The sequence below is a fragment of the Collinsella sp. HCP28S3_E12 genome (genome assembly GCF_052065595.1).
Classification (GTDB): domain Bacteria; phylum Actinomycetota; class Coriobacteriia; order Coriobacteriales; family Coriobacteriaceae; genus Collinsella.
Window position 1 is genome coordinate 62560 of sequence record NZ_JBQHTS010000009.1, and the last position, 12273, is coordinate 74832.

Here is a 12273-nt window from a genome sequence, read left to right on the forward strand (position 1 = left end):
CGACCGAATTGGAGGTTTCTATGGACAGCCAAGCAGATACCGTGATCACCGATGCCGGCAGGGAGCTCGTTTGCAGTTGCATCAAGGACGATGAGCTGCGTGCTCATATGTTCAAACACATGGGAATGGCAGATGGCTCCCTCTGTAAAACCATCGGCGGCTCCCTCAAGACGCTCGACGAAAAACGGACCATGCTCGAGCAGCTTCGCAAAGAGGTCTCATCGGATTACGCCGAGACGATCGACTCCGGCCTCGAACAACTCGACACTGCACTCGATATGCTTTACAACGTTGACCGTGACCGCGGTATCTTGCTGGTCTCCGGCGTGTTTTACAGTGAAGACGAGCGCGGGCACGACACCTTTGATGGCCCCTTCCCCGTTGCCTCTTGGGATGCCGCTCAAACCCTTATGAAGCAATACGTCGATGACGACCCCGATGAAGATTGGTCCGAATCATTCTGGCAGATTAAGCTCTATACCGCCGAAGACTTACACGACCGCCCACGCGCTCAAGCCTCGCTGATATTCGCCGCAACCATGGCTGGCGATTTGGTCTTTTTGAGCGACCGCCGGAATCAGCGGACTCCGCACCAAAGCATCGATCACTTGCCGTGGAACAATAGCAAGCACTTCTGCGCCAATGGTGAGGTCTTTTACACTCCCTGGGTCCCCGGCGACATCATCAAGATTGACGGTCGGCCCTTCGATCACGGTCCCCGTTTTGCCATCGTGCTCGAAGACGACTACGATAGCTCGTTCAAAGGCCAGGTTTGGTGCGCCTATCCGAGCAAAATCTACGGCGTTGAGGAAGGCAATCTCCGCTTGAGGGATTTCACGGACGGCTTCCTCGACGACTTCACGCCCTCTGCCCTCTATACCGCCGAACGTTATACCGGCGAATTGCCCGATGATTGCTCCTTTATGCTCGAGCTCTCGAAAAAGCTGCACGATGACCCCAGCTACGGCAAACATTGGTCGGACGGATCGGTCGTACACGACTGCCTGCAGCCATACCGCACATCGGCCGGTCCCAGTGCCAACGCTATACGTTCGGACATTCTCGAGTTTCTCGACTCGCCCGATATCAGAGAGCATTTGGAAGGCATCGGCTACGAGCCCACCACGCCCGAGGCAGCGTTCATCGTCGACCATTCGAACGAGAAGACGCTGCAACAGAAAATTGAGGCCTGGCAAAAGATTCTCGAAAACATGCCCAATTGTGCGATGAGCAGGCGATACGGCACGTTCAATATCCCCAACTTCCATGTCTTTCTTCGCGACGTCATCAGATGGGAGCGCAAGAAAATCGCCCAGTTCAAACAGCCTGGCAAGCACATGTATTTCTTTGAGGACAAGACGGGAAGTCCCCATGAGAGCGGGTGCAATTATGGCCCCTACACCAGCTACGAAAAATGTTTCGAGGCAATCTGGAATGAGCTTGAGGAGGAAAATCCTACCTCGATAGAAATAACGCGCCGCCCGATCGATCCGGACGAAGACTACTATGCCGCCGACAGGCTCATGCTCAACGCAAAAGGCGAGACCATGGACTGTCAACTGCGCTGCATCGACATGGAACGCGAGGGCGAAGACCCCACTTTCGCTTTTGAGTTGATGTGGTTTGACATCCCGACGCCATTCCACGCCGGCGACATCATTTGTCGTCACGGCGACCCTGGCGACCCCATGCTGCTTCTCAATATGCAGACATGGACCACGCAGCGGGTCATAGATGAGCTTCCGCCTTCCACCTACAGGGAATGCGCCGCAAAAAAGGCCGACGACCTGCTCAGGCACCATCGGCAAAATGGCGATACGAGCGACATGTACGCCTACGGCTGTCAGATTGAATATCCCCTGGAGTACCCCGTCTATATCGGAGAGCCGAGTTGTTTTCTTCTCGATATGGAATACTGCCGTACCCCGCTCAAGCCGGAGGCGAGAATTCTGTACGGCGTGCGGGCATATCTCGACGGCAATCTGGGTCTTGACTCACTAATTGCGCTATCAAGTCTTTGCGAGCTGCAGGCGCTGGTCAAGAAAAAAGCCGAGCGGTTTGAAGGGGAAGACGGCGGGCTCAAGATCCGCTATCCGGAGCTGTTCGATGATGCGATAACCCCGCCGGAGCGATTCGAAACAAAGAGGAGCTAACCATGGACATCTTGGATTTTGTTGACTCCCGGGACATTCGGGAGCATCTCCTCCGCATCAATTTTCAACCCAACACCATTGAGGCCGCCTATCTGGTTTGGTTTTCGAAGACCGCCACGCTCGATCAGAAATGCGAAGCTTGGCAGGAGATCGCCCGAACTATGCCCAATTGTTCGCTGGAGGCAACCCATGCCGGTCTTGGAAGGCCGGCCATCCCCGATTTCCATACTTTTTTGCGCTGGACAATCGATTACAACAAGCGGTGCGTCAATGCGTTTGCGAGTGGGACGGGCTACGTTTATCAGTATGAAGAGGAGATTGTGCCCGACGGGCAACTTTGTGGGGCCTTCGGCGCGCCATTCAGCTGTTATGAGAAATGTGCCGAGGCGTTGCGCGGTGATGATGAGCTGGCGAGCCGTCCAGAGGCACGCGTACGCATCACCCGGCGCCCGCTCGATGCCGACGAAGAACATCGCCGGGAAGATTGGCTCATGGTGAACGGTAAAGGCGAGGCCCTTTCCGTCTATTGTCCTTCCGCCGGCCCCGTTGAGAACGATTGGGAGATCGCATTCGAGTTCATCTGGGTCGATATCCCCACGCCGTTCCACACCGGCGATATCGTCTGGACGCCACAAGGCAGTGCCCGCGAGCCGTTCACGCTGTTCGATCTGCCCACGTGGGACCGGACAAAGCTCGAGGCAGAGCTTCGGCAGGCAGACCGTTCTGACGAATGGCTTGATCATGCGCAGCAGCGCCTCGAGCACTATCGCCATGCAGGGGATATCAGCAACATGCGTGCCACTGGCTGCTCGATTACCTACAACGAGACGTTTCCCCTCTACATCGGCGAGCCAGACCCGCTTTACCTGAATCTTGAGTACTATCGCAAACCACTCGAAGACGAGCAGCGAATTTTAATCGCCGCCCAGGCCTACCTGCGCGGCGACCTGTATGTCGACTCACTCATCGCGTTTATCGACACCATAAGGATGGAGTCCAAGGCAAAGCGCAACCTGGAAGAGCTGCGTCTGGATCAGGCGCCGCTCAAGGAGAAGTACCCGCAGCTATTTGAATAAAGGTCGTCATGCCCGAATCCACAAGAAGTCGCACCAACAACTCGGAGACTATCGTGCACGAAGAAATAATCAACTTGATCGACTCTCCGGAGCTGCGAGAGCATTTGCTGCATAATCCGCAGCTCCTGAGCGGCGACCATTACATGCAGATTGTCGGTGGAGCACCGGTTGAAATTACCCGCAAACGAGAGCTACTCGGCAGACTGGTTGCTGGCGGGTGCAACTCGTCAGACGACACCCCTTACTGGCACTATCGGCAGATTTGCTTCGACTACATCGATGACTGCCTGAACGCGCTAAAGGCCGTCGACGGGAACAGGAAGGTACTGCTTATTAGCGAAATTAGCTTTGTCGACAACGAAGTGGGATCCGCCATCACGCATGGCCCCTTCCCCGTAGCATCGTGGCAGGCAGCCCTTGCGGCAATGAAGGCATACGCAGACAAGTGGAGCGAAATGACAGACCTGTCGTCCTCATACTGGATGATCGAGCTGTTCAACCTTGCCAACGACCCAAGCTGTTCATATCCATACGACGGCTTTCTACAGCCAGACTACACTTACTACGCAAACGCCTCCGGCGAAATCCAGTACATCTGCAGGGAAGAAGAGGGCGAATGTGGCGAGGTGCTCGACTGCATTGTGGGTGGAATCTTTGGCCCGTGGTTCAAGGGGGCATATGTCGACCTGCCCACTCCGTACAGAAAGGGCGAAATTCTTGAGATCGACTGCCGCCCATGGGCGCCGGGACCTTGTTATTGCCTGGTAGCAAACTCGAAATTGGACTGTCTGTATTCCGATGGCGATGGGCAGATCAGATGTGGCTCTATCCCCTACGGCAGTTGCTTTGCCGGATGGGCGTATACGAACTTGATGCTGTCGCCCGTGTTCAGGGCGAGAAAAGCAACGCAGCCCTTGCCGGAAGCATGCGTGACCTTGCAAGCAATCGGGCTAGACCGGATAGATGACTTGCTAGAAGCGTGCGCCGACAACAAAGAAGAAGAACCCGGCTGGTTGGATATATATCGGCATCGCTCGCGTTGACGGGAGATGCGGAAAACCGCAGCGATCCCCATCAGCAGGTCTTGCCCATATCTCAATTCAGCATTCGAATCTTCATAGATACGAAAAAAGCCGTGCCCAAACCAGGCACGGCCCGAGAACGAGACTCAGAATATCTTTGGGCGAAGTGAAAGCATCTTGATCCGCCCAAGCTCTACACATAATGTCGAACTTGGGCGGGACTTTTCCATTGTCAATCGTCGCTAAGCTTAGCGACGATTTATTTCATCGTCTCCTTTGCCTTGTCGAGACGACTGCCCTTGAAGAAGTACCAAATCATCAGGTCGACTTCATGGAAGCCAATATCTGGGGCGGAGCCGTTATTTGAACCAACCGTCTGGTTTTCCTGCTTTCGCCACTCATTGATACCGTCAACGATATGGCTGTAAAGATCAAGGTATCCCAGGTAGCCCCAAGCGACCTGGGCGTCAGCGTTTTCAACATCCTCATCGGGCGTGGCAACCAGTTTATTAATCGTACCTCTAATCCATGCATATCGGTTTCCATAGCGGCTCAATGGAGTGTCATTGTATTTTTTGCACCATTCGTTAAGCCACTCACCCTCATTGCTGCCGTAATCAATATAAGCATCCGCATAATAAGGAAGCATTGTGCCGACAACCGTGTCATAGATGCAGAAGTTGTCCGCATCATAGATATAAGAGTCATTCACCTCACGCCTGCTTAGATTACGACAACCATGGTGGCAAAACTTTGTTGCAAAGGAAAAATTGCTTCGGTTGCACTTAAGGTCGCTAGGGTCCTCTTCCGGCAATAGTTTATAAGTCATATTTGTTGTAGCGCGCGCGATGCTGGCAACGAGATTCGCTCGGGACTCAAGGTCTTTTTCCAGCAGGCTAGACCCCAGTTCATTATTATTCGCATACTGGCTCACAAGATATGCGGCAGTTATAAGTGTTCCACCAGTAAGCTCGGCTTCGCCCTCATCCCCCTTTTCACCACTACCGCCTTGCGAATCCTCTTTGATTTCGCAAAGCCGTTTGAGCTCGGCATTCATCTTGCCCATTAGCTCATCTTGGCCACCCTTTACCGTCACTGCAGCCAAATGCGTCGAATTCATTTTATTAGTAAAATAAACAGCCTCCCGGATGGCGCAGGCATCACCGTTCGAAGCATCCACATACTTATCGTGAATCGTGTCCTGATCAATCCATGTGTAATTCGAATCATTATTTACGAGACCGTTCACAAAGGCGATGTTCTTATCGCTAAAAACCGGAAAACCGTTCTGGTCTAAATCAAACTCGTAATACTTATCCGGATGAAGCGAAGCCTCAATGGAAGAAACGATTCGCCTAACATTCCGATCTTTACGCGTTGCCATTGGACGTTCCTTTCTGAATCTGACAGAAGCCCGCTCGTCTTTGCCCTCTATTTGATGGTAATTCTTAACCCACTTAAACGCATCTTCTTGGCTGTTGAGCGGTCACTTTCTGCTGGTAGACGCGCTGCTGGCCGAGCAGTTGTTATTAGCCCTGACCTCAGCCAAAGACTCGCGCGCAGGAAGATTCCGTGCCATCGAAACTTATGCGGGCCAGGGCGTCTGCATTGCAGTGGGTCTCGGCAAAAGCCGCATCGTTGCCGCCCTCTGCCGCAAAGCAGCCTGCCAGGATGGCGGATGTTGGGCTGAGCATGTTGCGCAGGTCGCGCAGGGCTGCATTCACGGGGCGATTGTCGTCGAGCATCTCGAGTCCGTCAATTACGACCACGACGTCCTTTAGCACTGCTCTATTCCACGTCTGGTCGCCGAGCAACCAGCTCGTTAAAAGGTCCATGGTCATGTTGTCCTCAACAAAAATGCCTAGGTTGCGCTGCTTGAGGCGCATCGTTGCGCGGATTGCCTCGACTTGACGCTCTTCAGAATCCTCCGGCACTTTGGTGCCCATCTCGGCGCGAATAAGCCGGGCGATCGCGTCCTCTTCACACTCCCGCATCGGCACGTAAAGCACAGTGCACTGCTCGCTCAGGCATAAAACCGCATGCGCCAGTACGTTCGAAACGTCTTCATGCGCGCCGCCAATCACGCTAAGCTTGCCTAGTCCAATACCGCCGCCCAGGATGTCATCAACAGGCATACCAGTCTTCAATACCTGTAGGACCTCGAACACCGATGTTTCCATGGCATGATCGAGCCCGGAAGTCAGTCGATCATGGAAACGGCTTATGTCAAAGACGCCATCGCCCCGTTCTTCACGAATCCAACCACGCTGGCTCGCATCTGTCGGCGGCATAACGCCTGGCAGGCCCATTATCTCGCCCATGCTCACAGAGTGTCCAATTCGGTCGTCCCTGGAGTCCATCTTTAACGTCATCGCAACCCTCCTAACGCCTACCACGCTTACCAGTAGCCTTAAAATTCCAAATCGGCTTGAGTCGGTGAATAACATCAACCGTCGGGTCCATGAGTCTCAGTACATCATCCGCAGGCTTATACGCTTCGGGCGACTCATCGAGCGTCGTCTCGCATGCACTCGGACAGTAGATGCCGGCATCGCGCATCTCGTTAACGAACGACCTGGTGTCGAGCGTTTGGAACGCTTTGGCGCGGCTCATCGCGCGACCCGTCCCGTGCGGCGCCGAACAGTTCCAGTCCTCGTTTCCCTTGCCGCGTGCAATAACGGCACCGTCGCGCATGTTGAACGGAATCAGCACCATCTCGCCCGCATGAGCGCTAATGGCGCCCTTGCGAATCATGCCGCCTTCCGAGATGTAGTTGTGCATGGTGGTAAAGCCGTCTCCGTCGAGCCGAATTCCCGTACGCTCAATAATCTGTGCGACAATCGCCTTGCGGTTCTGATTCGAGAAGCGTTGGCAGTTATGCATATCGACGAGATACTCGGCAGAAAGATCTCCCACGAGATACTTAAGCTCGTCGGGGATATCCGCCGTGCACGTCTTCTGCGCCAGCGCCTGATGATGCTCCGCCGTCTGCTTGCCCATGTTGCGCGAGCCGGTGTGCACGACCAGATATTGGCACCCATCCTCGTCCTCGTCGAGTTCAATGAAGTGATTGCCGCCGCCCAGCGTGCCCATGGAGCGCTCAACCTTGCGCTTGTCCTGAAGCCAATCGCGCGACTCCATGTCAAAGTCCGCGAGTACGCAGGCAGGATCGCGATGAAGGCTAAAGCCCGTGGGCACCGCGCGCTTCACATCGCGATTGAACTGAATGAGGTCGTCGCGCGCGATGGTTTCCGCAAGCGGCACGCAGTACATCCCGCATCCGATGTCGACTCCAACCAGGTTGGGAATCACCTTGTCGCCCAAGTTTGCCGTAAAGCCAATCACGCAGCCCTTGCCCTTATGGGCATCGGGCATGATGCGGATTTTGGCGCCTTCAAACGCCGGGCAGCTGGAAATCTCCTCGATCTGCTCCTTGGTTGAATCCTCAAGATTCTCGGCAAAGACTTTGATGTCTGCCATCGCATTTCTCCTGTTCTGATCCTTGTAAACCGGAACCGGCCCCAAGCCAATAGAGCGCATGTCACACCAGCCAGCCAAACCGCCGATTTCCGTTTAACCACCTTTCGCCCTATTCGAGCTCTTATTGCTGCGAATACTACGGTCGCGCGGACTACAATGAGTCCCAATAACGGGTCTTGTTTTGTATCTCCGGTTGGTACCCTGCCGGCGAAAGGAGACAACGTGGCGAACAGACCAAATCAAAAGCTCAGGCTTCTGTTCCTGCTTAAAACCTTGATGGAAAAGACCGACAGCACGCACGGGCTCACAACGCAGCAGATCATCGAGGAACTCGCCTATCACGACCTTGAGGCAGAGCGAAAGGCCATCTATCGTGATCTGCAAACGCTTCGCGACTTTGGGCTCAACATCGACCAGCGCGGTGGCAGGGAATGGGCCCTGGTCTCACGCCCGCTCGACCTGCAAGAGCTCATCATGCTTGTTGACGCCGTACAGAGTTCGCCGTTTTTGACCGATGAGTTGACCGACCACCTCATCGGCAAGCTGCAGAGCCTCGCCAGCCTGGGCGAACGCGAACTGATGCACAAGCGTGTCGACGTGCCTTCGCGCGTGAAGATGCAAAACTCTGATGCCCTGCTCAACATCGACTTGATTCAGCAGGCTATGCGCGAAAAACGCAAGATTCGGTTTCGTTACTTCCACTACGACGCCGCCAAGCAAAAGGCCCTTAATCATGACGGAAAGGTCTACGAGCTCACACCTGTGCGCCTTATCTACTCCGACGAACTCTATTACATGATTGGATTTAGAGATAAATGGGCTAATGCCGGCTCGGGTCATCAGCCGTTCACGCCTTATCGCGTCGATCGCATGCTCGATGTTGCGGTATCCGAAGAGTCCGCGACCAAAGATCCGCGTATCGCAGGCTATGTGCTCGAGGACCACGTTTCGCCATCGTTTGGAGTCTATGCGGCCGATAAGACCACCGTGGTGCTGGAACTCGATGACCGCGCAATGAACCCGCTCATCGACAAGTTCGGGCTCGATGCCGTTGTGTTTGAGAACCAGGATGGGCGCCTGTTAGCTACCGTCAAAGCCCCGCTGTCTCCGCAGTTCTTTGGCTGGCTGCTGCAACTCAGCACCTTCATTAAGATCGTTCAACCTCAAAGTGCCATCGATACGTATCTTGACTATCTCGATAGCACGCGTGCGCTCTACCAGGAAGACAGGTAATACTGCCATGAACATGACCCCCAACTTTAACGTATCGTTCGAGCGCCTGAATCCCGAACAGCGCGAGGCCGTCGAATGCCTAGATGGTCCGTTGCTCGTCATTGCCGGCCCCGGCACCGGCAAGACGCAGCTGCTGAGCCTGCGCGCGGCGAACATCTTGGCCAAACGCGACGCCGCCCCTAGCAACATCCTCTGCCTCACCTATACCGAGGCGGGCGCGGAGGCCATGCGCAAGCGCCTGATTGAGCTCATCGGCCGCGACGCCTACGGCATCGAAGTCAGTACGTTCCACGGATTTGCAAGCAGCATCAGGTCGCGCTATCCCGAGTACTTCATGCGCCCTTCGACCGACACGCTTGTTACCAGCCTGCACCAGCAAGAAGTTTTTGATCGGCTGCTCAAATCGCTGCCCTTTGGTTCTCCGCTAGGCGGAGGGTCACCCGATATGCCTGCGCAAAACATCGGTAAGATGATCGGCTTTGTCTCCAAAATCAAACGCAGTGGCCTGGACTACGACACGCTGAGCGCCATCGCGCAGCAGAATATCGACGCCGCTACCTGGCTCACCGAACATTCCGAGCTGCTTTCGCTCGCCCGCGAAAGGGCAAGCGCCGTGTTGGCCGAACGCTTTGAGGAAGAGGTCGAGCGTGTCTGCGCCATGGCACCCACATCGCTCACCCGCCCGATTGACTGTCCCGCCGGCACGTACGTGCCGTACATTCTTGAGTTGCGCGACACCGTTCGCCGCACCGAGCTCATCGATGAGAAGGGCAAATCCTCGGGATACACCAAGGTGCGCGATGCCTTCTTTGGAGGCAGCAACTCTCAGGGGCGCACGTTTAAGATTGTGGAGCAGAGCGAGCGACTCAAGACCGCTTGCGACGTCGCGCGTCGCTACCAGAGCGAGCTCGACCAACACCATCTCTACGATTACGACGACATGATCGGCGACTTCGTTAACGCCGTCGAGCACAACGACGCGTTGCGCCAAGTGCTCCAGGACACCTATACCTATATCCAAGTTGACGAGTTCCAGGACACCAATGGTGCCCAGATGCGCATCATCGAGCTGCTCTGCGACGGCGTTGATGCGCCCAATATCATGGCCGTTGGCGATGACGATCAAGCCATCATGCGTTTTCAGGGCGCCACGATCGAATGCGCCAACCAGTTTGCGGCCGAGTTCTCGCCCCGGAGCATCGTGCTCAAGACCAACTATCGCTCCACGCCCGCCATCGTTGAGCTTGGTCAAGCTATCGCACGGCAAATTGAATATCGCCTCGACGCCAGCTCGAACAAATCGATCGTGGCGTTTAGGCCCCAAGGTGACCAGGTCAACTTTAGTGAGAACGTCTTCAGCGGCAAAGCCGAAGAATACGCCGCTGTCGCTGCGAGCATTAAGCAGCGGCTTGAGTCCGGCTACCTCAATGACTGCGAAGATCCCAATGAAGGAATTGCAGTCATCTCTGCCAAACACGCCGCACTGCGTTCGCTTATCCCCTTCCTCGTTAAGGAGAACGTGCCGTTTTCCTATCGTGAACGGCAAAACCTCTTTGCCTCCGAGCGCATGCAGACGACGCTGGCGCTGCTGCGCTGCGTTGCCGCGCTTACTCGCGGGAAGAAGGAGCTCGCCAGCAGCTATCTTCCGCAGATCATCTGTGCCACCGAGCTGGGCGGCGACCATCCATCGTCCGTGACGTTTGCGCTCAGCGCCAAGCGAGACCAGCATGGCGACTGGATGGCCGCCATGCGCGAGAGCAATATCGCCCGCGTCAAAGAGCTACACGACGACCTTATGCAGTGGGCGGCCGAGGCCGGCGCCTCCCCGGTCAGAGCGTTGCTCTTTAAGATTGTCGAACGCAGCCTCGGCTATTATCAGGATCATAAAAAACAGGATCCGCTGGGTGCCGCCGAATTCAATGCCGGCATCCGCGCCCTACTCGCCTTTGCCGAAGGTGAAATGGGAGATGCGCGCCGTATGGGACGCGCGCTTCGCCTGCCCGATATTGTCGACAAGCTCGATGCCGCTCAAAAGTTTGGCGTGAGTATCGACGCATCGATCAACCTCGGCGCGCCGGGAGCTGTTCGCCTCACCAGCGCCCATAGCTCTAAGGGCCTGGAGTTCGACTGCGTCTACCTGCTCGATGCCGACGACTCCACTTGGCACAAAGGCGCCGGCGGCATGAGTTTGTACCCATCCAACCTGCTGATTCGTGATGAAAAGGACAACGACGACGCGCGTCGCCTGCTGTTTGTCGCCATCACGCGCGCTAAGCGACACCTCGAGCTGTACCGCGCCGGCGGGTTGGCTTTGCAGGAGCTCACGGGGCTTATCGACTCTTGCGAAGTTTCTGCTGAGACAGACCAGCTCAGCGTTGCAATCGAAACCGAGTGGCGCGACAACTACGTGTTTGATACGCCCGAGCTCCGCGCGCTTTTGGAACCTCATACCGACGTGAAGTTTCTTTCTGCCACAGCGCTCAACAACTTTGTGACGTACGAGCCTGGATGCGCAAATAGCCAGCACTTCCCTGAGAAGCAGATTGTGCGCCTGCCCACGGCGCCCACGATCCAAACCGAATTCGGCACCATCGTTCACGCGATGTTCGAGGAGATCGTTAATAGAATGGCAGCCGATGGCGAGGCGGCGATTGAGACAATTAAGGCCGAGTATCGCCAGCAGATTTCGTGGCTCGATTTTGCCCCCGAGGACGTCCATCGCTATTCGGAGCGCTTCGAACGCATTTGTCGTGCATTCGTCCCCTGGCTTGTCGAGCATGTGCATGGCTATCGCTGCGTCACAGAGGCGAATATGCAGTGCCTGACCACCGAAGGAACTCCGCTCTTTGGTTTTCTCGACCTGCTCCTCGTTGACGATGCCACTAAAACGGTGCAGATCGTTGACTACAAGACTGGTTTTGGCAAAGAAGTCCCCGCAGGCTACCATCGTCAGCTCAAGTTCTACAAACTGCTGGTCGAAGCATCACCCGAGTTTTATGGCTACACCGTCACTTCCATGGGCGACTACTATGTCGAGCCCGACAAGACAACGGGCGAGCTCCGCCCGCCGTTCGCGACAACCGCCAACGCCGACGACATTGCCGAGCTCGAACAACTCATCGATGCCGTATGGTCGCGCATTGAACACGGCGCTTGGGATACCAGCGCTTTTGAGCAGAGTGGTGCTTATGGACTGGCCGTTGAGGAACAAAAGGGCTGCCGCAAAAAAGCCGATAAAACCGAGGTCATGCAGCGCGCCTACGAGCACTGGCTAGTCGAGAACCCGGGAATGTGACAGAGGAACAGTCC

The 12273-nt window shown here is 55.5% G+C and carries 8 protein-coding genes; 5 read left to right on the forward strand and 3 right to left on the reverse strand.

Features of this window, described 5'->3' with window-relative positions:
* Positions 1-20: 20 nt before the first annotated feature.
* Genes ACTNBY_RS05135 through ACTNBY_RS05145 form a run of 3 tightly spaced genes read left to right on the forward strand, consistent with a single transcriptional unit; the run spans position 21 to position 4272 of the window.
* A complete protein-coding gene (locus tag ACTNBY_RS05135) occupies positions 21-2153 on the forward strand; it encodes a hypothetical protein (protein ID WP_441063662.1) in 2133 nt (710 codons plus the stop codon).
* A gap of 2 nt (positions 2154-2155) precedes the next feature.
* Positions 2156-3229 (forward strand): hypothetical protein, encoded by a 1074-nt coding sequence (locus tag ACTNBY_RS05140; RefSeq protein WP_441063664.1) that lies wholly within the window; start codon positions 2156-2158, stop codon positions 3227-3229.
* A gap of 8 nt (positions 3230-3237) precedes the next feature.
* Positions 3238-4272 (forward strand): hypothetical protein, encoded by a 1035-nt coding sequence (locus ACTNBY_RS05145; protein WP_441063665.1) that lies wholly within the window; start codon positions 3238-3240, stop codon positions 4270-4272.
* Between the two features lie 238 nt (positions 4273-4510).
* On the opposite strand, the gene ACTNBY_RS05150 is transcribed toward ACTNBY_RS05145, so the two are convergent.
* The 3 genes from ACTNBY_RS05150 to ACTNBY_RS05160 all read right to left on the reverse strand — a co-directional run bounded on the left by ACTNBY_RS05150 (position 4511) and on the right by ACTNBY_RS05160 (position 7731).
* Complete coding sequence (locus tag ACTNBY_RS05150) at positions 4511-5635, reverse strand: hypothetical protein (protein ID WP_441063666.1); 1125 nt, start codon at positions 5633-5635, stop codon at positions 4511-4513.
* 157 nt (positions 5636-5792) lie between these two features.
* Positions 5793-6623, reverse strand: a complete 831-nt coding sequence (locus tag ACTNBY_RS05155) for a hypothetical protein (protein WP_441063667.1) — start codon at positions 6621-6623, stop codon at positions 5793-5795.
* Positions 6624-6633: 10 nt separating this feature from the next.
* Entirely contained in the window at positions 6634-7731 is a 1098-nt protein-coding gene (locus tag ACTNBY_RS05160; protein WP_441049061.1) for an RtcB family protein, read from the reverse strand.
* Positions 7732-7953: 222 nt separating this feature from the next.
* Here ACTNBY_RS05160 and ACTNBY_RS05165 point away from each other — a divergent pair, with 222 nt between their 5' ends.
* Together ACTNBY_RS05165 and ACTNBY_RS05170 are read left to right on the forward strand one after the other, a co-directional pair.
* Entirely contained in the window at positions 7954-8964 is a 1011-nt protein-coding gene (locus tag ACTNBY_RS05165; protein ID WP_441063668.1) for a helix-turn-helix transcriptional regulator, read from the forward strand.
* Positions 8965-8971: 7 nt separating this feature from the next.
* Positions 8972-12259 (forward strand): ATP-dependent helicase, encoded by a 3288-nt coding sequence (locus ACTNBY_RS05170; protein ID WP_441063669.1) that lies wholly within the window; start codon positions 8972-8974, stop codon positions 12257-12259.
* The last annotated feature ends 14 nt before the right edge of the window (positions 12260-12273 follow it).

Bases quoted from the DNA above. Each gene is read 5' to 3' on its own strand.
- ACTNBY_RS05135 (WP_441063662.1), top strand. From the start codon at position 21: ATGGACAGCCAAGCAGATACCGTGATCACCGATGCCGGCAGGGAGCTC.
- ACTNBY_RS05140 (WP_441063664.1), top strand. From the start codon at position 2,156: ATGGACATCTTGGATTTTGTTGACTCCCGGGACATTCGGGAGCATCTC.
- ACTNBY_RS05145 (WP_441063665.1), top strand. From the start codon at position 3,238: ATGCCCGAATCCACAAGAAGTCGCACCAACAACTCGGAGACTATCGTG.
- ACTNBY_RS05150 (WP_441063666.1), bottom strand. From the start codon at position 5,635: ATGGCAACGCGTAAAGATCGGAATGTTAGGCGAATCGTTTCTTCCATT.
- ACTNBY_RS05155 (WP_441063667.1), bottom strand. From the start codon at position 6,623: ATGACGTTAAAGATGGACTCCAGGGACGACCGAATTGGACACTCTGTG.
- ACTNBY_RS05160 (WP_441049061.1), bottom strand. From the start codon at position 7,731: ATGGCAGACATCAAAGTCTTTGCCGAGAATCTTGAGGATTCAACCAAG.
- ACTNBY_RS05170 (WP_441063669.1), top strand. From the start codon at position 8,972: ATGAACATGACCCCCAACTTTAACGTATCGTTCGAGCGCCTGAATCCC.